Annotated in this window: 22 protein-coding genes; 14 read left to right on the top strand and 8 right to left on the bottom strand. The window is 63.2% G+C overall.

Annotation, left to right across the window (positions count from 1 at the left end):
* Entirely contained in the window at positions 1-1,842 is a 1,842-nt protein-coding gene (locus tag VLU25_15395; GenBank protein ID HSR69321.1) for a gamma-glutamyltransferase, read from the bottom strand.
* 113 nt (positions 1,843-1,955) lie between these two features.
* Between VLU25_15395 and VLU25_15390 the strand changes: the two genes are divergently transcribed.
* From VLU25_15390 to VLU25_15365, 6 genes are read left to right on the top strand one after another with little or no spacing between them, the layout of a single operon-like run.
* Positions 1,956-4,295 (top strand): SLC13 family permease, encoded by a 2,340-nt coding sequence (locus VLU25_15390; GenBank protein HSR69320.1) that lies wholly within the window; start codon positions 1,956-1,958, stop codon positions 4,293-4,295.
* Between the two features lie 56 nt (positions 4,296-4,351).
* On the top strand, positions 4,352-4,894 hold the full coding sequence (locus VLU25_15385) for an RNA polymerase sigma factor (protein ID HSR69319.1): 543 nt from the start codon (positions 4,352-4,354) through the stop codon (positions 4,892-4,894).
* Complete coding sequence (locus VLU25_15380) at positions 4,878-5,456, top strand: hypothetical protein (GenBank protein HSR69318.1); 579 nt, start codon at positions 4,878-4,880, stop codon at positions 5,454-5,456. The genes VLU25_15385 and VLU25_15380 overlap by 17 nt, the downstream gene beginning before the upstream one ends.
* A gap of 11 nt (positions 5,457-5,467) precedes the next feature.
* Positions 5,468-6,601 (top strand): PDZ domain-containing protein, encoded by a 1,134-nt coding sequence (locus VLU25_15375; protein ID HSR69317.1) that lies wholly within the window; start codon positions 5,468-5,470, stop codon positions 6,599-6,601.
* Positions 6,602-6,650: 49 nt separating this feature from the next.
* The gene (locus VLU25_15370) at positions 6,651-7,364 is read left to right on the top strand and encodes a uracil-DNA glycosylase family protein (GenBank protein ID HSR69316.1); all 714 of its coding nucleotides are present in this window, start codon (positions 6,651-6,653) and stop codon (positions 7,362-7,364) included.
* Positions 7,361-7,507 carry a hypothetical protein gene (locus tag VLU25_15365; GenBank protein HSR69315.1) on the top strand — a complete coding sequence of 49 codons (147 nt, stop codon included), beginning with the start codon at positions 7,361-7,363 and terminating at the stop codon, positions 7,505-7,507. Before VLU25_15370 ends, VLU25_15365 begins: the two co-directional genes overlap by 4 nt.
* Positions 7,508-7,571: 64 nt before the next feature.
* Here VLU25_15365 and VLU25_15360 read toward each other — a convergent pair whose 3' ends face one another.
* Positions 7,572-8,465, bottom strand: a complete 894-nt coding sequence (locus VLU25_15360; protein HSR69314.1) for a UbiA-like polyprenyltransferase — start codon at positions 8,463-8,465, stop codon at positions 7,572-7,574.
* Between the two features lie 27 nt (positions 8,466-8,492).
* Entirely contained in the window at positions 8,493-9,326 is an 834-nt protein-coding gene (locus VLU25_15355) for an NAD-dependent epimerase/dehydratase family protein (protein HSR69313.1), read from the bottom strand.
* Between the two features lie 161 nt (positions 9,327-9,487).
* On the opposite strand from VLU25_15355, the gene VLU25_15350 reads away from it, so the two are divergent.
* Positions 9,488-9,853, top strand: coding sequence for a hypothetical protein (locus tag VLU25_15350; protein HSR69312.1), 366 nt, complete (start codon positions 9,488-9,490; stop codon positions 9,851-9,853).
* 160 nt (positions 9,854-10,013) lie between these two features.
* On the opposite strand, the gene VLU25_15345 is transcribed toward VLU25_15350, so the two are convergent.
* Positions 10,014-11,039 (bottom strand): zinc-binding dehydrogenase, encoded by a 1,026-nt coding sequence (locus tag VLU25_15345; GenBank protein HSR69311.1) that lies wholly within the window; start codon positions 11,037-11,039, stop codon positions 10,014-10,016.
* 114 nt (positions 11,040-11,153) lie between these two features.
* On the opposite strand from VLU25_15345, the gene VLU25_15340 reads away from it, so the two are divergent.
* The 3 genes from VLU25_15340 (at position 11,154) to VLU25_15330 (ending at position 13,995) form a co-directional block, all read left to right on the top strand.
* Positions 11,154-11,432: a MoaD/ThiS family protein gene (locus VLU25_15340; GenBank protein ID HSR69310.1), complete on the top strand. Its 279-nt coding sequence runs from the start codon at positions 11,154-11,156 to the stop codon at positions 11,430-11,432.
* Between the two features lies 1 nt (position 11,433).
* A complete protein-coding gene (locus VLU25_15335) occupies positions 11,434-12,537 on the top strand; it encodes an exo-alpha-sialidase (GenBank protein ID HSR69309.1) in 1,104 nt (367 codons plus the stop codon).
* Between the two features lie 69 nt (positions 12,538-12,606).
* On the top strand, positions 12,607-13,995 hold the full coding sequence (locus tag VLU25_15330) for an MFS transporter (GenBank protein ID HSR69308.1): 1,389 nt from the start codon (positions 12,607-12,609) through the stop codon (positions 13,993-13,995).
* 39 nt (positions 13,996-14,034) lie between these two features.
* Here the strand turns inward: VLU25_15330 and VLU25_15325 are convergent, their stop codons facing one another.
* Entirely contained in the window at positions 14,035-14,310 is a 276-nt protein-coding gene (locus tag VLU25_15325) for a helix-turn-helix transcriptional regulator (protein ID HSR69307.1), read from the bottom strand.
* 610 nt (positions 14,311-14,920) lie between these two features.
* Between VLU25_15325 and VLU25_15320 the strand changes: the two genes are divergently transcribed.
* Together VLU25_15320 and VLU25_15315 are read left to right on the top strand one after the other, a co-directional pair.
* Positions 14,921-15,640 (top strand): HAD family hydrolase, encoded by a 720-nt coding sequence (locus tag VLU25_15320; protein ID HSR69306.1) that lies wholly within the window; start codon positions 14,921-14,923, stop codon positions 15,638-15,640.
* 95 nt (positions 15,641-15,735) lie between these two features.
* Positions 15,736-16,221: a DinB family protein gene (locus tag VLU25_15315; protein HSR69305.1), complete on the top strand. Its 486-nt coding sequence runs from the start codon at positions 15,736-15,738 to the stop codon at positions 16,219-16,221.
* 6 nt (positions 16,222-16,227) lie between these two features.
* On the opposite strand, the gene VLU25_15310 is transcribed toward VLU25_15315, so the two are convergent.
* A complete protein-coding gene (locus tag VLU25_15310) occupies positions 16,228-19,296 on the bottom strand; it encodes a glycosyl hydrolase (GenBank protein HSR69304.1) in 3,069 nt (1,022 codons plus the stop codon).
* A gap of 71 nt (positions 19,297-19,367) precedes the next feature.
* Positions 19,368-20,114, bottom strand: coding sequence for a hypothetical protein (locus tag VLU25_15305; protein HSR69303.1), 747 nt, complete (start codon positions 20,112-20,114; stop codon positions 19,368-19,370).
* A 258-nt stretch (positions 20,115-20,372) separates the two neighbouring features.
* Here VLU25_15305 and VLU25_15300 point away from each other — a divergent pair, with 258 nt between their 5' ends.
* Together VLU25_15300 and VLU25_15295 are read left to right on the top strand one after the other, a co-directional pair.
* On the top strand, positions 20,373-21,248 hold the full coding sequence (locus tag VLU25_15300; protein HSR69302.1) for an alpha/beta hydrolase: 876 nt from the start codon (positions 20,373-20,375) through the stop codon (positions 21,246-21,248).
* 112 nt (positions 21,249-21,360) lie between these two features.
* Positions 21,361-23,715 carry a CHASE domain-containing protein gene (locus VLU25_15295; protein HSR69301.1) on the top strand — a complete coding sequence of 785 codons (2,355 nt, stop codon included), beginning with the start codon at positions 21,361-21,363 and terminating at the stop codon, positions 23,713-23,715.
* A 7-nt stretch (positions 23,716-23,722) separates the two neighbouring features.
* Here the strand turns inward: VLU25_15295 and VLU25_15290 are convergent, their stop codons facing one another.
* On the bottom strand, positions 23,723-23,908 hold the full coding sequence (locus VLU25_15290) for a hypothetical protein (GenBank protein HSR69300.1): 186 nt from the start codon (positions 23,906-23,908) through the stop codon (positions 23,723-23,725).
* Between the last annotated feature and the right edge of the window lie 54 nt (positions 23,909-23,962).

The raw sequence follows: 23,962 nt of genomic DNA, 5'->3' as shown, positions 1-23,962 counted from the left end.
TCACCAGCCGATGCCGTAGTCTTCGCCGTGGTTGCTGGCGGCGCCCCACAGGGTGCCGTGTTTCCAGTCGAAGTAGACAGCGTTGATGGGCCCTGAGGTGCGGCTGCGGGTGTTGATGCGGTAGCCCATTTCCCGCAGCTCGGCGATGACCCAGGGAGGAACGTCTTCGTGCAGGGTCAGGCGTCCCGGCGTGGACTCGTGCCTGCCGAAGGAACTCTTCATCTGGTAGCTGACGATATTGGCCGCTTCAGCCGCCTGCTGCACGTCCATGCCGAACTCCACCACGTTGAGGAAGAACTGCAGCAGGTTCTGGTCCTGGGTGTCGCCGCCCTGCACGGCGAACGACAGGTAGGGCTTGCCCTCCTTGATGGCCAGTCCCGGCGTCAAAGTGGCCCGCGGACGCTTGCCCGGCTCCACCACGTTGAAGGGATTCTCCGAGGCGTCCAGCACGAAGCTTTGCATGCGCTGGCTCATGCCGATTCCGGTATTGCCGGCGATCACCGCCGGAATCCAGCCTCCCGAGGGAGTGACCGAGACGATCCAGCCTTCCTTGTCGGCGGCCTGTATCGAGGTGGTCCCGGCCCGGAAGGCCTCCTCCCGCCGCAGCGACGCCTGGGCGCCGTCGGTCTCGGGAGGGCTCTCAGAAGTCCAGTCCTTGAGCAGGTGGAGGAAAGGATTCTCGCCGCCCTGGAAAGGATAGGGGTCGCCCGGCTTGACGTCGGGGTCGTTTTTCTCCCAGTCGATCTGCTCATAACGCTGGCGCGCATAGTCTTTGGAGAGCAGCCCCTGAATGGGCTCCCGGGGAGGGAAATAAGGGTCTCCGTAATAGAAATCGCGGTCGGCGAAGGCCAGGTTCATGGCCTGGTAAAGGGTGTGGATGTAGCGGGCCGAGTTGTAGCCCATGGCCTTGAGGTCGGCGTTTTCGACGATGTTGAGGGCCTGCAGCATGACCGGACCCTGAACCCAGTGGGTCAGCTTGTAGACCTCGATGCCCTTGTAGGTGGTCATGACCGGCTCTTCGATCTTGACTTCCCATTGAGCCAGGTCCTGCAGGGTGATCAGTCCGCCCTGCTCCTGGACGCCCCGCACGAACTCCTCGGCGATATCGCCCTCGTAGAAGCGCTGGTAGGCGGCGTAAATGGCCTCTTTGCGGCTCTTCCCGTTTTCCAGGGCCTGCTTTTCAGCCTCGATCAGCTTGAGCAGGGTGGCGTGAAGGTCGGGTTGGCGGAAGATCTCGCCCGCATGAGGGGCTTCCCGCTCCTCTCCCAAATGAGGCAGGAAGACTTTCCTGGAATAGGGCCAGTGCTTGAGCTTTGCCTTGTTGCGTTCGATGTTGTCGGCGGCCTGTTCCTCGATGGGATAGCCCTCGGCCATTTGCAGGGCCGGCTGTAAGACTTCTTGCAAGCTGAGCGTCCCGTACTCGGCCAGCATCACCATCAAGCCGCCTGGCGTGCCCGGCGTGACGGCGGCCAGCGGACCCTCACCGGGCGGGTAACGCATTTCTTTGCTCTTGAAGAAGTCAGCCGTGGCTCCGCTGGGAGCCACTCCCAAGGCATTGATGCCGATGACTTTATTGCTGTGCGGATTGTAGATCAGGGCCTGGGTTTCGCCGCCCCAGCCCAGGGTGTCCCACATGGTCGAGGTGGCCGCCAGCATGGAGCAGGCGGCGTCCACCGCGTTTCCGCCCTTGTGAAAGGTCATGGCTCCGGCCGTGGCACCCAGCGGCTTGCCGGTGATGGCCATCCAATGCTGCCCGTGCAGGACGGGCTTTTGAGTTCTTTGGGCCGTGGTCCAAACGCCTGCGGCCGACAGGCACGTCAACAGGATGCCGACAAACTTCATTCGCCTCTTGGTCATCGATGCCTCCTTGTGAAAATAACTTTAGCACCCGCTCTCGAACGCGTAAACATGGCCCCTTTCCCGCCGCAGAGGGCGGGTGTACAATGCCGGGCAACATGACGCTGGAAATCGGCATCCTCTTCGCCATTCTGATCGCCATGGCCTATCTTTTCTTCACCGAAAAGCTGCCTGTCGACCTCACCGCCTTCATCGGACTGGCCATCCTGGTTCTGGGCGGATTTTTGGCTCCTGAAGAGGCCTACACCGGATTCGCCTCGCCGGCGGTCATTACCATGCTGTCGATCTTCTTCGTCAGCGCGGCCATGCTGCACACGGGCGTGGCCGACATGGTGGGAGCGCGGGTGCACCAATATATCGGCAGCAAGGAAGTTCCGCTGATCGTGGCCATCATGATGGTGGGAGGCGTGCTCAGCGCCTTTATGAACAACATCGCCGCCTGCGCCGTGCTGCTCCCCGCCGTGGCCAGCATCTCAAAGAAAGCCGGCGTTTCGCCCTCGCGCCTCTTCATGCCGCTTTCCTTCGGCTCGATTCTGGGCGGAACCACCACCTTGGTGGGGACGCCCCCCAACATTCTGGCCGGCGAGCTCTTGCGCGAGAACGGCCTCGAGCCCTTCCGGCTCTTCGACTACACCCCCTTGGGCGTGATGCTTCTGGTCCTCGGAGTCCTTTTCATGGCCACTATCGGCCGCCGCCTGCTCCCCGAGCGGGACGCGGACGCCTCGCCCGGGGAAAAGCGCGATTTGGCCCGCGTCTACGATTTGGAGGAGAACCTGCTCTCCATCCGCATCCCCGCCGGCTCCGACATGGACGGCGTCTCACTGCGCGAATCGCAGTTGGGGAGGACCCTGGGGGGCCAAGTGGTGGGCATCGTCCGCAAAGGCAAAAAGAAGCTGGCTCCTAAAGGCGACACGACTCTGCGGGCCGGGGACATCCTGATGCTCAAGGGACGTCCCTCCGACGTGGAGGAGCTTTTCCGCGTCAAGGGCATCGAGATCGAATCCACCAAAGTGGCCACCCTGGCCTCGGCCTCCGAGAAGGTGAGCGGCATTTGGGCCAAGGTGGCCCGAGAGTCGCCTTTGGTGGGCAAGACCATCCGCGAGACCCGTTTCCGCCGCGATTATGGAGCGGTGGTGGTGGCCCTGCGGCGCAAGGGAGAGCTGATCCAGGACGTTATCGACGTGCCCTTCCAGGCCGGGGACGAGATCTTCGCGCTGGGCACCAACGAGCAGTTGGAGCAGATGGCCTTGCGTCCCGAGCTGGAAGAGGCCCGCACGGGACGGGAGATCTTTCAGGAGTTGGAAGGCTACCTCTACCTCCTGCGCATTCCCTCCGGCTCGGAGTTGGCCGGGACCACGGTGGCTGCCAGCCGCATTGGCGAGTTGGTGCGGCTCACGGTGCTGGGAATCGTCAGGGAGAACGAGACTTTGCTGCCGGTCGAGCCGGACGAAGTCATTCAAGCTGATGACGAACTGATCGTCACGGGGCGTCCTGACCTGATCCAGAACTTGCTGGGACTGGGCAGCGTGCAGTTGCGCCGCGACGTCAGCGAATCGGGAATCGAGTCGGGCGAGGTGGGTATCGAAGAGGCCACGGTAGCTCCCCGCTCCTCGGCCGCGGGAAAGACTCTCAGGCAACTCAACTTCCGCGACCGCTACGGACTGCAGGTTCTGGCCGTGTGGAGGGAGGGCCTGGCCATCCACGAGGGCTTGGCCGATTTGCCTCTGCGCTTTGGAGACGCCCTCTTGCTGCAAGGACCCTGGAGCCGCATCCGCCTTTTCGGGTCCGACCCCGACTGGGTGGTGCTGGCGCCTTCGGCTCAGGAGCCGCGCCGCACCAACAAGGCGCTCTTCACCGTGCTGGCTCTGGCGGTCATGATCGCCTTCGTGGTGACCGGCTTTCAGCCCATCTACGTGGCCGCTTTCGTGGCCGCCATCATCTGCGTGCTGTCGGGGGCCATCACCATGCAGGAGGCCTACCGGGCCGTGGAATGGAGGGCCATCTTTCTGGTGGCTGCCATCCTTCCCGTGGGCATCGCCATGGAGCGGACGGGAGCCGCCGAACTGCTCTCCGACAGCGTCACCGAAGTGGCGGGGCCCTACGGGGCCTACGCCGTCATGGCGGGCCTCTTCACGCTTTCCAGCGCCCTCAGCCAGTGCCTGGACGGCGCGCCGGCCGTGGTGCTGCTGACGCCGGTGGTTTTGAAGGCCGCCGAAGAACTGGGCCTCTCGCCCTATCCGCTCATGATGGGCGTCAGCCTGGCCGCCTCGGCGGCATTCATGACGCCTTTCTCCCATAAGGCCAATCTGCTGGTCATGGGCGCCGGCGGGTACAGGGTGATGGACTACTTCAAGGTGGGCTCGATTCTTACCGTCGTCCTGTTGGCGCTTTTGGTGTTGCTGGTACCGGTCTTTTTTCCCTTGCACAATGCGGGCTAGAAAAACTCCCGCGCTCGTCCAACCATCGGCGGCCCGCAGGCCACTCAGGGGGCAGAGTGAAGGAAGAAAGACGATGGGCCGAGGCCATCATGAAGGAAGGCGACGAGGTCTCTTTTAGGCACCTCTACCGGCGTCACACGCCGCGCCTCTTTCAGTTCGTGCTGCGCACGGTGGGCAGCCGGGCCGACGCCGAAGACATCGTGCAGGAGACCTGGATCAAGGCCGTCAGAAACCTGTCGGGCTTCCGCTGGCAGTCGGCCTTTTCCACCTGGCTGACCGGCATCGGACTCAACTTGTGCCGGGAACACCTGCGCCGCGGCAAGCGCAACTCCTGGGTGGATCTGCAGGCCCTTCCCGAAGCGGGAGCGCCGCCGCCTCCCAGCGGCATGCGCCTGGACCTGGAGAGCGCCATCAAGGCCCTTCCCGACGGTTACCGGATGATCCTGCTTCTTCACGATTTGGAGGGATGGACCCACCGCGAAATCGCCCGCTCGCTGGAGATCAGCGAAGGGACCTCCAAGAGTCAACTATTCAACGCCAGAAAGGCCGTGCGGGCCTCTCTGAAGAGTCAAGGCAAAGGTCATGAGCGAACGGGATGAAGTGCAGTGGAGCGAGGAAGAAACCGAGCGCCTGAGAGCGCTGGCCCGTCAACAGGCTCCTCCGCCGGAACTGGAAGACCGCGTAGTGGCGCGCCTCAAGCGCGAAGGACTGCTGGAACGGCCTATCCGGCCCTGGTGGCAGGTGCATTGGATGCCCTGGGCCCTGGCCGGGACGGCGGCCCTTTTCGCCGTCTTCCTGCTGGGCTACTCGGCAGGACAGCGGGCGGGGGCCGAGTCGGCCCTCTCCATGATGGCCGAAATCCGCCAGGCCCGCGACGTCGAGCAAGCCATCGCCAATGTCCAGCGCACCGGGTCGGCCTACGTCACGGCCTTGGCCGCGCTGGGACATCTGGCGGCCTCCAGTCCTGACCAGGGCGATCGCCGCCAGTCGCAGGAAGTGGCCCTTTCGGCCCTCTACGCCGCCGCCCAGGAAATGGTGAGGCTGGATCCCGACGATCCGGTGGCCGCCCGTCTGCTGCAAGGCCTGGAGGCGGAACGCCTGCGACAGGTTTCCGGCGACGATCCTCAGGATTCCGCACCGCGCAAGGTCTTTTGGAACTAAAGGACACCATCATGTTTAAGCATCTGAAGGCATTGTCATTCCCTGGAGGCAGGCAGGCCCGAATCCTGCCCGCGCTGCTGGCGGCCGGACTGCTGGGGGCTCCCGCAACCACCCCGCTGCAGGCCCAACCCTGCCAGGGAGGGAAGTCCCCGGTCACCTACACCGGCATCACCTCGCTGCGGGCCGACAGCATCCGTCTGCGCACCGAGAACGGAAGCGAGCGCCAGGTGTGGTTCGGCTCAGAGCCCGAGGTCTGGCGGGTGGCCGAGGACTCGCCGGCTGGGGGCAAGCTGCTCCGCGGAGACGTTATCGTGGCCGTCAACGGCAGCTTCATCACCACGCGCTGGGCGGGGACGGATTTGATCCATCCCCGAGCCGACGAGCCCCTGACGATCCGCCTGCGCCGCCGCGGCCGCGAGATGGAAGTGACTTTGACGCCGGCCCAGGGCTGTCCCGAGGACGTCCCCTCGGCCCAACTCTTCGGCACTCCCCCGCCGCCGCCGCCGGCTCCGCCCGCGCCCCCTGCGCCTCCCGTTTCGCCGTCGCCGCCCGCACCGCCGACACCCTCGGTTCGGATCGAGGCTCCAGCTCCAACCCCACCCGTGCCGCCCACGCCGCCCGTCCCGCCCACGCCTCCCCTGCCGCCGCGTCCGCCGGTGCTGGCCTGGATGGGATTCGCATTCACCTGCGACGATTGCTACTGGCGCCGGACTCGCGACACTTACACTTTCACGTTCGAACAGCATCCGCGCGTCTACTCGGTGGACAGCGAGAGTCCCGCCGGCCAAGCCGGCCTGCGCCGTGACGATGTCCTGCTGGCGGTGGACGGATACGATCTCACTACCCGCCAGGGCGCCGACCGCTTCTTCGATATCCAGCCCGGCCAAAGAGTCTCCCTGCGCTACCGGCGCGGAGATGAGGAGAGGACGGTGCAACTCACCGCCCAGGAGCCCCGCGTCCCCGCGGCCGATTCCTACGGCGAGGGACGCTTGCGCTTCGCGGGAACCATCGGCAACGTCGACGTGGAGGTGCGCGGAATCGGCCCTGTGTCGGTGACCGCCGCCGAGGACGAGGGAGTGCTTATTATCCGCACCTCCGATTCCACCATTCGCCTCAACCTGCAGGAAAAGCCCGTAAAGCAGTGAGATCCGGCCCCTCTGAAGGGGCCCCTCCTCTTGCCCTACAATGGGCGGGATGGATCTGATCGACATTGCACGCAGCCTGCGCCAGACTCTTGACCCTCTCACCTTCTCCCAGCCCGTAACCCATGTCTACAACCCGCTCCATTACGCTTGGGATAATCATTGCCGGTACCTGCGGCGATACGGGCAGGGAAGAAAGGAAGTGGTTTTCTTCGGGATGAACCCCGGCCCCTGGGGCATGGCCCAGACCGGGGTCCCTTTCGGCGAGGTCAACCTGGTCAAGGACTGGGTGGGGATTTCGGGTCCCGTGGGCAAGCCCCGCCGGGAGCACCCCAAGCGGCCGGTAGAAGGATTCGATTGCAGTCGCAGCGAGGTCAGCGGACAGCGGGTGTGGGGCTGGGCCAAAGACACCTTCGGCACCGCCGAACGCTTCTTCCAGCGCTTTTTCATCGCCAACTACTGCCCCCTGCTCTTCATCGAGGAAAGCGGGCGCAACCGCACGCCCGACAAGTTGCCCGTCAAGGAACGGAAACCCCTCACGGAGGCCTGTGACGACGCCATCCGCGCCACCATCGAAGCCCTTCAGCCCGGCTACGTGGTGGGTATCGGCAAGTTCGCCGAAAAGCGCGCCCTCAGCGCCCTCAAAGACCTCGACGTGCGCGTCGGCTCCATCCTCCATCCCAGCCCTGCCAGTCCTCTGGCCAATCGAGGCTGGGCCGAGCAAGCCACCCGCCAGCTTGGGGAGATGGGAATCCTCGAGACATGAAGGAAGAAGATTTCCGCCCCGCCAACGCTGAAGAAGCACGTCCCTCGCTGCGGCGCGTCCTTCTCTTCCTCCTCCTGCCCGCCATAACGGCCCTGGTCCTCCTCCTGCTGCTGCGCCTTTATCTCGGAGCGTCAGCAGCTTGACGGACGACGACTTCGAAGCCTACCGCATCAAAGGGAAGGCCGCCTTTCGCGTCCTGCCGCCCCGTCAAGGCCAGTAGACGCCGGCCAGGATGCCGGCGAAGAGCGTCAGGCTGATGTAGGAGTTGACGTTGAAGAAGGCCACGTCGATGCGGGTCAGATCGTGGGGGCGGACCAGCCGGTGCTCCCATACGAAGAGCAGGCAGACGGCCGCCAGGGCCGGCCAGAAGGGCCATTGCAGGCGGGCGCTCCAGGCGGCGGCGGCGAAGAGCGCGACGGCGCCGGCGTGCGAAAAGCGGGCGATCCAGAGCGAGCGGCGGACGCCGAAGCGGGCCGGGATGCTGTACAGCCCTTCGCGGCGGTCGACCTCGATGTCCTGCAGAGCGTAAAGCAGGTCGAAACCGGCGATCCACACCATCACTCCAGCCGACAGCAGCCAGCCCGGCAAGTCGGAAGGCTGCAAGATGGTTCCGGTGACCGCCACCCAGGCTCCCATGGGAGCCAGCGCATCGGTGAGGCCCAGCACGTAATGGCACATCCAGGTGAAGCGCTTGGTGTAGCTGTAGCCCGCCAGCAAGAGAAAGGCCCCCGGCCACAACATGAAGCAGAGAGGATTGAGCTGGTAGGCCGCCAGGGCCAGTATGGCCAGGGAGACCAGAGCCAGCAGCAGCACCAGTCCGGCCCCGATGCTGCCCCGCTGGATGGGCCGGTCGGCGGTGCGGGGATTGCGGGCGTCCAGATGACGGTCGGCCCAGCGGTTGAAGGCCATGGCCGCAGTGCGGGCGGCCGCCATGGCCACCGTGATCCAGAAAAACTGGCTCAGGGTGGGGGACCCGCCCGCCGCCAACAGCATGCCCGAATAGGCGAAAGGAAGGGCGAAAATGGTGTGCTCGAAGCGGATCAGGTCGAGAAAGACCCCCATCTGACCCAGCAACGACCGTCTTTCAGTCCGTTCCGACATGACAGAATTCTACAACAATTCGCTCCGTCATGCCGACAGGCAATCGCGAAAGCCCTCTTTGTAGGTTGGGAAACGGTAGCGTCCCCCGATCATGCCGGGAAGGTAGAGGCTGGTGACCTGGCGTCCCCGGGGAGCGGCCTGGCGCCAGTCTCCGGGCACGATGATGTCGAGTTCTTCTTCGATCCAGCGGAAGACCTCGCTGTTCAGGGTCGAGCGGGCGTCCACTGCATTGACCAGGCGGACGGCCTTGTTTTCCTGCCGCTGGGCCGAGGCCAGGATGACCCGGCAGAGATCGTCGACGTGGACGCGCGAAACCATCTTGTTGCCGGTGCCGATGCGCCGGAAGTCCCCCCGGCGGAAACGCAGGGCCAGGCAGCGGTCGGGACCGTAGATGCCCCCCGAGCGGACGATGCGTATGGAGTGGTGAAAGCCGATCCACTTGCGTTCCAGCAGCAGGCGAAGCAGTCCTCTGGCCTTGCCGGGGGCCGCCTCGCTGGCCTCGTTGTAGGTGGGAAGACCGTCGCTGCTGGCGGCCTCCTCGGCACCGGCCGGGTAGACCGAGGTCGAACTGACGTGGACCATTGGCGTTTCGGGACGGGACTTGAGCAGTTCCTCCAGCAAGGGCCAATAGGGAGGATCTTCGATGCCGCCCTCTTCCTTTGGAATGGCGGGAACCGTGTCCACCACCGCGTCAGGAGGATGCCTTTCTATGTACTCGGCGAAGTCGGATTCCTCAAGCGCCGGCACGCCCTGCTCCTTGAGGGAGGCGGCCCGGCGTGACAGAAACCAGACCTGGTGGCCGAAAAAATGACGGCTCAAGTGCCGTCCGCTGTAACTGTATCCAAGGCAAAGAATGCGCATTTCATTCCGTTTCTGTTGCTTTGTCTTTCTCGAGGCGTTCCTCCGCCTCGCTGTTGACCTCCGAGAAGGGATTGTATAAAAACCATGGCAGCGACCGCGTCGGGCGTGGGCGCTGTCGCTTGCTGTGAGATGTCGGCTGAATCCCCAAGACAGGGAATGTTATGAGTTATCTCTTCTATAAGTTTCTGCATCTGATAGGCATCGTCATGATCATGGTGTCCATGGGGGGCCTGGTGGTGGTTCATGCGCTGGGCGGCCAGAAAGCGCCTGCCTACCGCCGATTGGCCCTCATCACCAACGGGATCGGACTGCTGATCGCCCTGGTGGCCGGCTTCGGCCTCATCGCCAAGCTGGGCTATCCCATGCCTTGGCCGGGTTGGGTCTTCGCCAAGATCGTGATCTGGATCGGCTTCGCCCTGCTGACGGTGTGGGCCCGGCGAAGTCCGGACTCGGGCAACCTGATCTGGTGGACGTCGGTGATCGTGGGCGCTTTGGCCGCCTACCTGGCGATTTTCAAGCCTTTTTGACCCCGTGCTAGTGAGCCCCTGGTGCTGACGGTCATAGATTCTGAGCCAGGACCTTGCCAAGTTCCAGGTGCGATATGTGCGATATGCGAAGTTCGAAAGAACTCCGAAGGGGTGCCATTCGCTAGTCCTGGGTTTCAGACTTGTTGGCCAGCGGGTGGCCCTAGTAGTCCTCCAAGGTCAGGACGACCTTGCCTACCGAGCGTCCGCTTTGCAGGTGGGCCAGGGCTTGGCGGGCCTGCTCGAAGGGGAATTGGGCGCCCACGTGAGGAGGAGGCAATCCGAGCGATTCGATCTGCTCCAGGAGGGCCGACATCAGGTCGAGGCGATCCCAGAGCCAGATCAGGTTAAAAGCCATCACGCTCTTGTTGTCGGCGATCATGTTGAGGGGATCGACCTTGAAGCGCCGCAGGTAGCGCCATGCTGTCTTGATCCAGTTCATGCGCCGGCCTTTGGGCATGAAGCGGGCGGCGCCGAAGACCACCAACCGGCCCGTGGGCGCCAGAAGTTGGTAGCTTTGCCTCTGCACCCATCCGCCTACCGCGTCCAAGGCCAGATGCAGCGGGCGGTCCTGCAGGATGCGCCGCAGGTCGGTTTGGAAAGTCTCTTTGCGCCGCACCACCACTTCCTCGAAGCCTTCCTTGTGCAGGAAGGGGATCTTTTCCGGACGGCCCACGCATCCTATGGCGCGGACATTGAGGTTCCGGCAGATGTTGAGGCACTGCAGGCCCACTCCTCCGGCGGCGCTTTGCACCAGCACGTTTTGGCCGGCGCGGGCCTCTCCCAGCGTCCTCAGTGCGTACCAGGCGGTCAGGGTCTGAGCCGGAAAGGCCGCCCCTTGCGCACACGACCAGCCTGAGGGCAGAGGACGGCAGTAGCCGGCTTCGATATCGATGCGGTCGGCGTAGCCTCCGAAACGGGTGACGCCGTAGAGGCGGTCGCCCGGGCTCCATCCTTCCACCTCGGCCCCCACCTCCTCAACTCGGCCGGAAAACTCCAATCCCGGGACGAAGGCGCCCTCAGGAGTGGCCGAGTAAACGCCCAGCAAGGCGAACAGGTCGGCGAAATTGAGCCCGCAGCAACGGGTCCTCACCCTGAGAGAGCCGGAGTCCAGCGGCTTCATCTCCTCCTCGAGCAATCGCAGACGGCTCAGCGAGCCGGCCTTGGATGTCTTCCAAACTCGTCTCATCGCCAGTCCTCGTAGTGCGGCCCCCGGCCTCTCTCGCGGCGTGCAGATTCATGCCGGCGGCGCCTTGTCATTTCTCCTCCCAGGGAGTAGAGTTGCGCCCATCGAATAGGACTCATGGCACGTGTCGTCTTCACTTCAAACTTGCAGCGGCATCTCGATGCGCCCGAGGTCGACGTGGAAGCTGAATCCGTGGGCCAAGCCCTGCAAGCGGTCTTTCGTTCTTATCCCCGGCTGGGCGGGTATATTCTCGACGAACAGGGTGACGTGCGCCGTCATGTGGTGATTTTTCTGGACGGGAATCAAGCCGGATTGGAATCCCGAATCAGGCCTGACAGCGAGATTTACGTCATGCAGGCCCTCTCGGGAGGAAGCCGGGCTGGAAGAGAGGTGTGAGATGAGCGGACGGTTGTGGGTATCGACGCGCAAGGGGCTGTTCGGCTTCCAACGGGACGGCTCTCAGTGGCGGGTGTGTCAGACGGCCTTTATCGGCGATCCGGTAGTGTTTACGCTCCCCGATCCCCGCAGCGGACGCCTTTACGCCGCCCTCAACCTGGGTCATTTCGGCGTCAAGCTGCACGCCTCGCCGGACGGGGGACGGAGTTGGGAGGAACTGCCCGCCCCGGCCTATCCCAGCAAACCCGAGGATGCCGACTCCGAAGACAAGGTGCCCTGGAAGCTGGAGTTGCTGTGGTGCCTTGAATCCGGCGGCCACGATCGTCCCGGACGCCTGTGGGCCGGAACCATACCCGGGGGCCTTTTCCGCAGCGATGACGACGGCGCCTCCTGGCACCTGGTGCGCTCGCTCTGGGACCGTCCAGAGCGCCGCAAGTGGTTCGGCGGCGGCTACGACCACCCCGGAATCCATTCCGTCTGCGTCGATCCCCGCGACTCCGACCGGTTGCTGGTAGGCGTTTCCTGCGGAGGCAACTGGATCAGCCGGGACGCCGGCCGGAGTTGGCAGTGCCGCACCGATGGCATGTACGCCGAGTACATGCCTCCCGAGAACCGCGAAGACCCCGACATCCAGGATCCTCACAGAGTGGTCCAGTGCCCCTCGAACCCCGATGGAATGTGGGTACAGCACCATAACGGCATCTTCCGCTCCCGAGACTCCGGGCATTCCTGGACTTCCATTCGCGAAGCCGGGCCCTCGACTTTCGGGTTCGCCGTCGCAGTGCATCCCCATGACGCAGACACGGCCTGGTTCGTCCCGGCCGTCAAGGACGAGTGCCGGGTGCCGGTGGAGGGACGTTTCGTCGTCACCCGCACCCGCGACGGCGGAAGCAGCTTTCAGGTCTTGCAGCAGGGACTTCCCCCGGCTCCCGCCTACCACCTGGTTTATCGCCACGCCCTCGACGTGGATTCCCAGGGGCAGTGGCTGGCCATGGGGTCGACGACTGGCGGACTGTGGGTTTCCGCCGATCAAGGAGACTCATGGACCGCCCTCAGCACTCACCTGCCCCCCGTTTACGCCGTGCGCTTCCAGGAGCAGTCATAAAGCGCCTGAGCCCGCCGGGGCCTGGGTTTCCTTGCCAGGGGGCGGCGGCTCGGCTAAGCTAAGCGGCAAATGACAGAGCAAAACCCCTCCCCGTCCTCGCGCCCGCCTATTGTGCTGCGCTGGTCGGTGCTGGCTGCCATCAGCATCGCCATGTTCGGCAACTATTACATCTACGACAGCATTGCGCCGGTGGCCCCCCTGCTGACCGAGCAATTGGGCTTCACTGACTCGATGATCGGATCGCTCAATGCGATCTACAGCCTTTCCAGCATTCTTCTCCTCTTTCTGGCCGGTCCTCTCATCGACCGCTTCGGCACGCGCAACACCACCGTCGTCTTCACCGCACTCTGCGTGGTGGGGGCGGTCGTGACGGCCCTGAGCGGCGATCATCAGGTCATGTTGGCCGGACGCTTCATCTTCGGTCTGGGTGCCGAATCGATGATCGTCGCCATCACAACGGCCCTGGCCAAGTGGTTCCGGGGCAAGGAACTGGGGCTGGCATTCGGCGTCAATCTGATGGTTGCGCGGGCCGGCGCGGCCGCCGCCCAGAGTTCCACCGGATGGTTTGAAAGCCTCTACGATGACTGGCAGAAGCCCCTCTTCATGGCCGCCATCGTGGGCATTTCTTCGCTCATCGCGGCCGCCGTCTACTGGGTTCTGGAGAAACAGGCCGAGGAAGAGTACGCTCTCGGCGCCGCCGGCGAGACCGACAGGCTGGTGTGGAGCGATCTGCTCAAGTTTTCACGCTCCTACTGGTTCATCGTGGGCCTGTGCGCCACCTTCTACTCGGCCATCTTCCCCTTCCAGACCTTCGGCGTGAAGTTTCTCAGCGACAATTATGACCTGCCCTTGTCGGAGGCAGGTCCCATGCTCTCGGTTATTTCCTTCTCGGCCATTTTCGCCACCCCGGTGTTCGGGTTCCTGGCGGATTGGATGGGACGGCGCTCCCATCTGATGGTCATCGGTTCAGTCCTCATCATGCCCGTCTACCTGATGATGGCGCACACCGGACTGAGTCCCTACATCCCCATCGCCATGATGGGAGTCGCCTACTCGCTTATCCCGGCCGTGATGTGGCCTTCGGTGGCCTATGTGGTCGATGAGCGGCGTTTGGGGACGGCTTACGCACTGATGACCCTGCTGCAACAGGCCGGAGTGGCGGGCCTCAATCTGGCGGTGGGCGCCGCCAACGACTATGGCCAGGCTGGAGCGGCCAACCCCGGAGGATATCAGTACGGCATGTGGCTCTTTTCGCTGCTGGGATTCGTGGGGCTGTTTTTCGCCCTCCAGCTCAACCGGGCTGAGGCGGGGCCGGGAGGGCACGGCTTAGACACCATCACGGTCAAGAGCGCGGATGAGAAAGTGGACGCGGCCGGGGCCGCTGTGGCGGGTCAACTTGTTGAAGAACCTGAATCCTCCGCCGAGAACGCAGAGGAAAAAGGCGACGATCGCAGTTGAGCAGTGGCGGCAACGGCTGACTCGGGGGCGCCGCCGTCCTTAGAGCAGCCCCAGCAGGTTGCGGATGCGGTTCTTGATGTGCTCCTTGCCCAGCGAGGTGTCCAGGTCGATGAGCAGGTCCAGGGGCGATTGTTCGAGAGCACCCGAAAGTGTCACCAGAGTGTCGATGGAAGGCGTCTTTTCACCGCGTTCCAGCCGGCCAATGTAGGTGGTCGACAATCCCGCCAGCTCGGCCAGCCTCTCCTGCGTGATGCTCTTCGTTTTGCGGGCCATGCGGATGCGGTGGCCCAGTTGCCTGAGTTTCTTGTCTTCCATAATTCTCTCCATACTAAACAGCGGTTATGGCAAAGCTCCACGGGCCCAGGGTATGCATTCATGGCTAAAATCCGCACCAACAGTCACTCTTCGCTTGAAAATAAACATGTACTTCTCGTAATTCTAAGAACTGTGGAGTCTTTCCGGTTCACAAGCGGTGTCGGGACGGCACCTGCAGCATTGGTATAGAGTCCACCTCTGAAGACGTATCAGCAGGTCCGGCAACGTCAAGTCGTCGCCTCTGGCTGTCGATTCGACTTCAACGTAGTCTAATTTGCCATATTTTGCTGCTCAATCGCAATATTTATGCAATGAAAATCGATCTGAAGCTTTTTGGTTTGCCTTTGCGATGGCAAGAAATCCCTGGCAATTGGGAGGCCTGGGGCCAGCCCGCCGGATCTGCACTCTATGGGCGTGTCGGTCCGGCGGGCCGGGGCCAGCAAGACGCCGGCGCGTACGTCCGCGGCATCTTGAGTCGAGAAGGTTCTCGATCAGTTCCTCGAGGAAAACCGCCGGCCGCGTGAAGCCGTTCATTCGCAACTGGGTGTTGCGGACGAGCAGGCCCGGCAGGGATGCGGCTCACAGTTTTTTGTTTTGCTAGGATGAAGCCATGAGGGGCGACCTGAGGGCGCTGGTCTTCGATCTTGACGATACGCTGATTCGAACCTACGACGATCTCATCGTCCCCTTGGAACGGGAGGCCGCCCGGCTCATGCTGCAATATCGGGCTGAAGAGCGGCAACAGGAGAGCGGCGGTGCCGCTCGGCCGGAGCTTCCCGACTGCGAGACCTTGGCCGAGACGCTCCTGCACTACCGGCGCAGCGATCCCGCCGGCTTGCGTGGCGCCGTCGGCCGGCAGGTGCCCCAACTGGGCGCCGGGGCCTGGGAGGCCCGCGAGAAGCTCTTCCGCAACCCCTCGGTGAGCGCGTTGCGGCGCATGCCTGGAGTCCGGCGCATGCTCGACGAACTGCGTCTGCACTACCGCCTTTTTCTGCTCACTCACGGCTTCGCCGACTTTCAGCAACGCAAGCTGGACAAGAGCGGGCTGGGCCGATACTTCGACGGGGTGCGGATGGTGGCGCGCAGCCGGGAAAAGGGGGAGGCGCTGGCAGCCCTGGGGCCGGCTCTGCGGCTGCAACCGGCTGAGATCGGCGTTATCGGAAACCGTCTCGACGTGGAGATCCGCATGGGTTTGGCCCTGGGATGTTTCACCGTGTGGGTGCGTAGCGGCGAGGGCAGCGAGATGCCCGTTGGCCAAGCCGGGGGCCGTCCTCATGAAGTCGTGGAAGACCTGTCCGTCCTGGCCGGACTGCTCGGTTGCAAAGGCTGACCGCCTTCCTGCCGGTCATGGGGCTTCAACTGTCCGCGCGCCTCATGTACCATGAAGCCCTCATTGTGGAGCCTGGAAAGGAGCTCAAGGATCTCATGCAGCCAGTTGTCGAACCTCTCTACGCCACTCTCAACCTCAACACCCGCCTGTTTCAGAACGCCCTCAACGGGGTGGACGACGGGGTTGCTCAGGAGCGGCCGGGCCAAGCCAACAACATCGCCTTCTTGACCCTTCATGTCATCGACGCCCGCTACTACATGGCCCGCATGTTGGGGCTCGAAGACGCCCAAAACCCTTTTGCCGACGTCACCGAAGATGTCCGAAGCGTTGATGATCTGGGCGAGATTCCTTCTTTGGCCGAGTTGATGTTCGCCTGGCAGGAGGTTTCCGATCTCCTGGCGAGCCGGCTGGAAGAGATCGGACCTGAGCCGCTTGAGGCCGAATCTCCCCACAAGTTTCCCATCGACCGGGGGGACGTGTTGGGAGGACTTGCTTTCTTGCTGGCCCATGAAAGTCAGCACATCGGTCAAATCGGCCTGCTGCGCCGAATTCACGGGCTTTCCGCCATGCAGTGGAATTGACTCCTGTCAGCGGATCGACTCATCGAAGTCCTGGCGGGAGAGGAGGGCCAGGGGCGCGAGCCCTGCTTCCTGCAGGCCCTGGTTCAATTGAGGCAGCCTTTCCGTCAAGACCCTCAGATCAGCCCGCCTCTCGTCGATTTGCCGGCCGAAAGCCTGGCTCTGTTCGAGTTGCGACTGGGTAGGCGGTCCGTTGTAGAGGTTGACGGCGGCATAGAGTCCGACGACTTCTTCCCTGAGTTGCTGTTCGCCGCTGATGCCCTGCACTTGGCGCGAGGCCACCAGGCGGCCTTGCAGTTCGTCCAGAGCTTCAGCCCATGCCTCCAGATCTTGGCGCAGTTGGTCCCCTTGGGGCAGCTCTTGGGCCCTGGCCTCGGCGTCCTGGCTCATCTGCGTCACCGCCTTGGCCAAGTAGGCCAGATCGCCCTGCATTTCATAGAGGGTTGCAATGATCTGCCGGCGCTGCCGGCGTTGATGGGGCGCGAAGGGGTAGTCGTCGGGCAGCCTCAGATGGATTTGGCCGTCGTAGCTTTTCTTCCCCTTGGTCAGGCGGACTTGATAGGTGCCTTCGGGCACCAGGGGACCGAGTGCCGGAACTGCTTGCAGGGTGGGGGACGGGGCGATTTGGGGCGCTCGGCCCCGCATGGCCCATTGGACGCGGTTGATGCCCTTGCGCTTGCCTCCGGGAAGGGAAATGACCAGGTTGCCCTCCCCATCGAAGATCTCCACCTTGAGATCGCCGATGATGTGTCGCTTCCTCAAGTGGTAGGCCACCGCTGCCATTTCGCCGCGGCCTTGACCCGTCCATTGGCCGGCCTGAAAACGCTGGCGGCTGTCGAACCCGCTGGAGAGCTCGAAGGGGCGGGAGGGCAGCATGGCCACTTCGGCTTCCGCCGCTTGGGGGGTAATGTGACGCAGGGGCGTGAGGTCGTCGACGATGTAGATCCCCCGGCCATGGGTGGCGATGATGAGGTCGTGCTGGCGCGGGTGGATTGCCAGATCGCGCACCGAGACCCGAGGCAGGCCGCCCTCGAAGCGGGCCCAGTGTCCTCCCCGGTCGAGGGACACGAAAAGTCCGCTCTCGCTTCCCAGGAAAAGCAGGTCGGGATTGACCGGATCGTCGCGGATGACGCGGGCGAATCCTTCCATGGCCTCGGATTGCAGGCGGGTCCAGGTGGCGCCCCAATCGTCGCTCAGGTAAAGGTAGAGATCCTGGTCTCCGTTGCGGTGGTTGTCGACCGTCACATAGACGCGGGAGGGAGAGTGGCGGGAGGCGTGAACCGAACTGACCCATGCGGCTCGCGGCAACTGGGGCAGGTTGCCGGTCACGTCGCTCCAGGAGCCTCCTCCATCGCGTGTCACCTGCACCCGTCCGTCGTCGCTTCCCGTCCAGACGATTTCGGAGTCCAGCGGCGACTCGCTGATGGAGTAGAGGGTGCAGTGGTTCTCGGCCGTGGTGTTGTCGACGGTGAGGCCGCCTGATTCCTCCTGGAGCTGCTTGCTGGGATCGTCGCTGGTCAGGTCGGGAGAAATGCGCTTCCAGGAGCGTCCCTGGTCTTGGGAACGGAAGAGGTGCTGGGCTCCAACGTAGAGGGCCTGGCTGGCGGCTCCGATGTGAATGGGCGTGTTCCAGTTGAAACGCAATTCTTCTCCGCTCACGAAGGGCCGGATGTTCTGGCTGTCGCCGATCCCCAGGTCGAGGCGCTGTACGTTGCCGCCCTGCGACTCCCAGTAGACGGCCTGAGGATCGGAGGGATCGGGCCAGACATGGAACCCGTCGCCCCCGCCCAGGTTTTCCCACATGTGATTGGCGATGCCCCCGCGGGCGTCCGAAGGTCCCCTCCAGGAGCCGTTGTCCTGCAACCCGCCGTAGACCCAGTAGGGATTCTGCATGTCGTAGCGGACCTGGTAGAACTGGGAGATGGGCAGGTTGGCCAGGAAGTCCCAACTGCGTCCGCGGTCGAGGGAGCGGTAGAGTCCTCCGTCGGTGGCGGTGAGTTGATAGTCGGGATTGCGGGGATCGACCCAGTAAGCGTGATGGTCGGGGTGGACCCCGGAAGCGAAGCCGGTGCTTTCGAAGGACTTGCCGCCGTTTGTGCTGATCGTGAGGCTGTAAGCCGGACGGTAGACCCGGTTGTAGTCGACGGGGTCGACGACGATCTCGCCGAAGTAGAAGGGACGCACGATGGTGTTGCTGCTTTCATCCATGCGGCTCCAGGAGGCCCCTGCGTCGTCGCTGCGGTAAAGGGCCGTTTTCTCCGACTCCACGATGGCGTAGACGCGGTTGGGCCGTGAAGGAGCCAGGGCCAGCGAAATGCGGCCCAGATGCCCTTCGGGCAGACCTTCTTGGAGCCGGCTCCAGCTCTCCCCTCCGTCGACGCTCTTGTAAAGACCGCTTCCAGGCCCGCCCGAATGGAAGGAGTAGGGCGTGCGCCGCACTTCCCACAGAGAGGCGTAGAGGATATCGGGTTCCTGGACGTCGATGACAAGATCGGCGGCCCCCGTGGAGTCGTTGTCCGAGAGGACGCAGCGCCAGCTCTTCCCCCCGTCCACGGTCTTATAGATTCCGCGCTGGCCGCCCGGCGACCAGAGCGGACCCAGGGCGGCCACCCAAACCACGTTGGAGTCCTGGGGATGGACGATGATTTGCGAAATGTGCTCGGATTGCTCCAGGCCCATGTGCTGGAAGCTGCGTCCGCCGTCGCGGCTGCGATAGAGGCCGTCTCCCACGCCCACCGAGTTGCGCACCCAGGACTCTCCGCTCCCCACCCAGACGGTCTTGTCGTCACCGGGATCCAGCGCCAGGGCGCCGATGGAGGAGGCATAGTCGTCGAAGATGGGCTGAAATGAAGCTCCCCCGTCGCTGGAGTGCCACACGCCTCCTCCCGCCGCTCCCACGTAAATCTGCTGCGAGTCGGCGGGCGAGACGGCCAGGGCCGAGATGCGTCCGCTCATGACGGCGGGACCGATGGCGCGGGCCCGCAGGTCACCCAAGGTTGCGGTCGAGATCTCCACCTGAGCCCGCAGCGCGGAGGGTGCGGCCAGGGTCAGCAACAGCAGTGAACACAATACACGCATGGTCGTTTCTCTCTTGAATGGGGATGGGAAAGGGGCCCGCCGCGGCGGCCCCCCGGGAGCAGAACTTGAGGCTATTCCTCTTCGGCGGGGCGGGAGAACATGCTGTCATCCAGGTCCGGATTCGCCACAAATTCTTCGAAGACTATCTGGAAGGCGGTCTGCCCCATGACTTGGGCTTCGACGGAATGAGCGATCATCATGCCTCCGACGTCCTTGTAGTCTCCCATGTACTGGGTCATCTCCAGGTCCTGCCCCAACTGGGGATTGTAGGTCATGGTGATGTTCTTGATGAGCAGGCCGGTCTCGGTATCGTAGTATTGCTCGAAGACCCGTCCGTTGTTATGGGTCACCTTGAGGTGGTAGACCTCGGTTCCTTCCATGTCTTCAGTCCCCACCAACTCGACCTCGTGGCCTTTCTCCTGATAGTCGATCAAAAGGGGATCGATGTGGGCTCCGCCCAGGAAGTCCCGCCGCTCTCTTTCCGTCATCGCCTCCGGTTTGCCTGTCCCTTGCATGACCGCGGGGACGACCTTCCAGGCGTCCTCGCCGTCGTGGGCCTGGATCAGGGTTGTGCCGGCCACGTCGAGTTCGAAGCGAACCAGGTTGGGGCGCTTTTGATAAATGCGCAGCTCGCCGCTGGCCGCCCCGCCCTGAAAGATCATTTTGCCTTTCGATAGCGAAGTGTCGATCGACATGAACACTTCTTTTCCGCCTTGAGCGTCGATGATTTTGGCAACCACCTCATCAACCGTTTGGGCGCTGAGGATTGCGGTCATGGCCAGCCCTGAAGCAAGTACGACGAACAACTTCCGAATCATGGGAATCTCCTTCTCTGTTGAAGCCGGCCAGAGCCGCATGCCTCTCTCCGCCCCGCCGGTCGATCTGCATAGATTTGTGAAGGCGACCTCGCGGCCGCTCACTGTTCTTCCTACGGATGCTGCTCCTAACCTATTCGCGTCAAGTCTGAAAAAGTATCGGAGCAGGCCGTGGCCGAAGCATTTGCCGCTGACAGAAGGGGTGTTTAGAATCGGATTTGCGGCCGGCTCTCGGACGGGGCTCAGTTTCGAGGACGAACTTTGCGTCACTGGCGTCAACTTGGACGGGAATTCCGTCACCGCGGAAAGCCCATTTTTTATCGTTACGACGGTGCGGGTCCGGTCTTGCTCTGCATTCACGGATTCCCCACCGCCTCCTGGGACTGGCATCGGGTATGGAAGGACCTGACTGGTCATTTCAGGGTGGTGGCCCCCGACCTGATCGGATTCGGATTCTCCGCCAAACCCCGCCACTATGACTATTCCATTTTCGACCAGGCGGACTTGATCGAAGGCCTGCTCCGGCAGCTCGACATCAGCGAGGTCGACATTCTGGCTCACGACTACGGCGACACCGTGGCCCAAGAGCTGCTGGCCAGGCATATCGAGGGGGGGCGCGGACGGCGTGCCTCAGGACTCGGCTTGCGTTCGGTCTGCTTCCTCAATGGCGGGCTCATCCCCGACGCCAACCGTCCGCTGTTCATCCAAAAGCTGCTGCTCTCGCCGCTGGGGAAAGGAGCGGCGTTGCTCTTGGGTGAGCGCACCTTCAGGCGCAACTTCTCACGCCTCTTCGCTCCCGGCAAAGGCCCCGACGATGCCGAGATGGCGCAGTATTGGCGACTGGTGAGCCGCGGCCGAGGACTCGCCATCATGCACAGGCTTATCCAGTACCTGAAAGAGAGGAAGCGCTGGGAAGACCGCTGGGTGGGCGCTTTGGCCCAAAGCGACGTGCCCTTGCGCCTGATCGCCGGGGCTCTTGACAGCATCTCGGGAGGGCGCATGGCCGAGCGCTACCGCCAGGTGGTGCCCGCCGCCGACGTGATAACGTTGGAAGAGGCGGCGCACTATCCTCATCTGGAAGTTCCCGATCTCGTCTTGAGCCACTTTCATCAGTTCATCGAGAGGACTCTTCGCTAGAAAATTCGCTGGAGTGAGCAAGATTGCTAAACAAGACGACGAGACATTCCGATGGAGAGGACAAGTCTTCTAGAGCGCGAGGTGCGTCCTGGAGCCGTCGGGGTTTGGAGCCATGAAAGTCAAGAAACCAGGTGACGGGGAGGCAAGGCAGCCCGCTACTCGCGAGTATCTGACCGCCTGCTTGGTGCTGCTGGCCGGGGTTTCCTTGAGCATCGCCGCCTTCGCCGCCTTGCGGACCTGGGAAAACGACAAGATCCGCAACGACCTCGAACGGGCTGCTGAAGAACGGGTGGCCGAGATCAAGCGGCAGATGGAAGACAGCCTCTCCACGCTGCATTCCATGACGGCCTTCCACGATGCCACTGGCGGCTTCAGCCGGGAGGAGTTTCGCCGCTTCGTCACTCCCGCTCTCCACCGTTCCTCCATCGTACAGTCCCTGGCCTGGGTGCCCCGCGTTGCGGCCGAGGAGCGCCGGAAGTACGAGGACGCGGCCCGCCGCGACGGATTTCGCGACTTCGTCTTCCGCGACTGGGGACAAACCCTGGCGGACGCACCTTTAGCGCCTCCGCGAGATACGTATTTCCCCGTCTACTACGCTGAGCCTGCCGACAACCGTCCCCTCCTGGGACGCGACATCGCCAGCCGAGAAGGCCGCCGACAGGTCATGGAGAAAGCTTGCGACAGGGCCATGATGGCGGCAACGGGACGCATCACCATGTTGGGCGATCCTGAGGATGCCTACGGTTTCTTGGTCTTTCAGCCCGTCTACCGCCAGAACCGGCCGCCCCCCACCAAGGAGGAGAGGCGGGAGAGCCTGGTCGGATTCACGGTGGGCGCGTTTCGCGTGCGCCAACTGGTGGAGAGCGCCTTCGCGCATTTAGACCGTCTGCCGCTGGACGTGCGCCTCCTCGACACCGAGGCGGCGGACGGTGAAAGCGTGATTTTCCAAACTAAGGGAGCAAGCCGGGACAGCCTCTTCACCTACGCCACCGATATGATCATCGCCGGCCGGACCTGGTCTGCGCACTTCTCGGCCCGTCCCAGCTTCATGGCCTCCCAGCGGACCTTTCAGCCCTGGCTCATCCTTGGCTTGGGAGTGGTTTTGACCGCCTTGTTGTGCTTCTACCTGGTCATCGGTATCGGGCGCCGCGCCAGGGTGGAGAAGCTGGTGCGTCAGCGCACAGCCCAGTTGTCGTCCGCCAACGAGCGTTTGCAGCAGGAAGTGAAGGAGAGGCTCAAAGCCGAGGCCGAAATGCGTGAGGCCAAGGAAGCGGCCGAGAAGGCCAACATGGCCAAGACCGATTTCTTGGCCAACATGAGCCACGAGATCCGCACGCCCATGAACGGGGTCATCGGGATGACGGAGTTGCTGCTGGAATCAGGACTCGATTCCAAGCAGCATCAATTCGCCGAAATCATCGACGGCTCAGCCCGCACCTTGCTCAAGATCATCAATGACATTCTCGACTTCTCGAAAATCGAGGCCGGCAAGCTGAACCTCGAGCCCATACCCTTCGACCTCCGCAAAACCATCGAGGAGACCGCCGACCTGCTGGCTCCCAAGGCTCGGGAGAAAGGACTCGACCTGCAGATCGGCTATCCTCAGTCGATTCCGCGCTTTCTCATCGCCGATCCGGTGCGTTTGCGCCAGATTCTTTCCAATCTGCTGGGCAATGCCATCAAGTTCACCGAAGAAGGCTTCGTCCGAGTCGAGGTCCAGGGCGCCAGCCGAGGCCGCCAAGCCGACCTCGAAATAAGGGTCAAAGACAGCGGCATCGGCATACGCTCCGATCAGATCGATCGCCTCTTCGAGAAGTTTACCCAGGCCGACCCTTCCACCACCCGCAAGTACGGAGGCACCGGCCTGGGGCTGGCCATCTCCAAGCAGTTGGCGGAGATGATGGGTGGAACGCTCTCAGCCGAAGGCCGGCCGGGCCAAGGTTCCTGCTTCTGTTTTCGGGTCAGCCTGCCGCTCGATCCCAATTCCTTTCAGCATCAACATGCCGAAGCGGCGCCAGTCGCCCAAGCTCCAGCCCGCAACGGCGACTTCAGATCGGAGAAGGGAGAATTGGCCGTTGCGGGTTGCAGGGTGTTGGTGGCCGAGGACAATCTGGTCAACCAAAAAGTGGCCCTGCGCATCCTGGAAACGCTGGGATGCAGGGCCGACATCGCCTCCAACGGACGCAAGGCTGTAAAGATGATTCAAGAGAGCCGATACGATCTGGTCTTCATGGATTGCCAGATGCCCGAGATGGACGGCTATGAAGCCACCGCCGAGATCCGCCGGTTAAGAATGGAGCAGGAACTCCCCATCATCGCCATGACGGCCCACGCCATGGAGGGTGCCCGGGAGAAATGTCTGGAGGCGGGCATGAACGACTACATTGCCAAACCCATCAGCCGGGAGGAGCTGCAGAAGATGCTGCTGCGCTGGTCGGGGCGGGCCACTCAGCCAGACCGTTCCTGACTCGACCTCAGGACCCCTTCGGCGGCTTGAAATGCAGCTTGAAGGCCTTGCACAGCCACTTTTTCTTGCGCGCCACCCGCCCGCACTTGCGGCAGGCGAAGCGGGGCTTGGCGACCACAGAGGGATGCTCCGAGTAGAGCTTCTCGAAGTCTCCCCGGTCCCACTTGCAGATGGTTGTCTTCAGCTTCGCCATGCCTGGCAAACAGGTTATCCCATTCGGCCTCGGCAAGTCGGAGACCCAAGCCGG

Source organism: Acidobacteriota bacterium, assembly GCA_035471785.1.
Classification (GTDB): domain Bacteria; phylum Acidobacteriota; class UBA6911; order RPQK01; family DATIPO01; genus JANQFM01.
Note: the sequence above shows the minus strand (reverse complement) of the source record. Positions and strands in the feature narration are given on the sequence as shown.

Excerpts from the sequence above, each read along its gene's own strand:
- VLU25_15395 (HSR69321.1), bottom strand. The coding sequence starts at position 1,842 with ATGAAGTTTGTCGGCATCCTGTTGACGTGCCTGTCGGCCGCAGGCGTT.
- VLU25_15390 (HSR69320.1), top strand. The coding sequence starts at position 1,956 with ATGACGCTGGAAATCGGCATCCTCTTCGCCATTCTGATCGCCATGGCC.
- VLU25_15380 (HSR69318.1), top strand. The coding sequence starts at position 4,878 with ATGAGCGAACGGGATGAAGTGCAGTGGAGCGAGGAAGAAACCGAGCGC.
- VLU25_15375 (HSR69317.1), top strand. The coding sequence starts at position 5,468 with ATGTTTAAGCATCTGAAGGCATTGTCATTCCCTGGAGGCAGGCAGGCC.
- VLU25_15370 (HSR69316.1), top strand. The coding sequence starts at position 6,651 with ATGGATCTGATCGACATTGCACGCAGCCTGCGCCAGACTCTTGACCCT.
- VLU25_15365 (HSR69315.1), top strand. The coding sequence starts at position 7,361 with ATGAAGGAAGAAGATTTCCGCCCCGCCAACGCTGAAGAAGCACGTCCC.
- VLU25_15360 (HSR69314.1), bottom strand. The coding sequence starts at position 8,465 with ATGTCGGAACGGACTGAAAGACGGTCGTTGCTGGGTCAGATGGGGGTC.
- VLU25_15355 (HSR69313.1), bottom strand. The coding sequence starts at position 9,326 with ATGCGCATTCTTTGCCTTGGATACAGTTACAGCGGACGGCACTTGAGC.
- VLU25_15350 (HSR69312.1), top strand. The coding sequence starts at position 9,488 with ATGAGTTATCTCTTCTATAAGTTTCTGCATCTGATAGGCATCGTCATG.
- VLU25_15345 (HSR69311.1), bottom strand. The coding sequence starts at position 11,039 with ATGAGACGAGTTTGGAAGACATCCAAGGCCGGCTCGCTGAGCCGTCTG.
- VLU25_15340 (HSR69310.1), top strand. The coding sequence starts at position 11,154 with ATGGCACGTGTCGTCTTCACTTCAAACTTGCAGCGGCATCTCGATGCG.
- VLU25_15335 (HSR69309.1), top strand. The coding sequence starts at position 11,434 with ATGAGCGGACGGTTGTGGGTATCGACGCGCAAGGGGCTGTTCGGCTTC.
- VLU25_15330 (HSR69308.1), top strand. The coding sequence starts at position 12,607 with ATGACAGAGCAAAACCCCTCCCCGTCCTCGCGCCCGCCTATTGTGCTG.
- VLU25_15325 (HSR69307.1), bottom strand. The coding sequence starts at position 14,310 with ATGGAAGACAAGAAACTCAGGCAACTGGGCCACCGCATCCGCATGGCC.
- VLU25_15320 (HSR69306.1), top strand. The coding sequence starts at position 14,921 with ATGAGGGGCGACCTGAGGGCGCTGGTCTTCGATCTTGACGATACGCTG.
- VLU25_15315 (HSR69305.1), top strand. The coding sequence starts at position 15,736 with ATGCAGCCAGTTGTCGAACCTCTCTACGCCACTCTCAACCTCAACACC.
- VLU25_15310 (HSR69304.1), bottom strand. The coding sequence starts at position 19,296 with ATGCGTGTATTGTGTTCACTGCTGTTGCTGACCCTGGCCGCACCCTCC.
- VLU25_15305 (HSR69303.1), bottom strand. The coding sequence starts at position 20,114 with ATGATTCGGAAGTTGTTCGTCGTACTTGCTTCAGGGCTGGCCATGACC.
- VLU25_15295 (HSR69301.1), top strand. The coding sequence starts at position 21,361 with ATGAAAGTCAAGAAACCAGGTGACGGGGAGGCAAGGCAGCCCGCTACT.
- VLU25_15290 (HSR69300.1), bottom strand. The coding sequence starts at position 23,908 with ATGGCGAAGCTGAAGACAACCATCTGCAAGTGGGACCGGGGAGACTTC.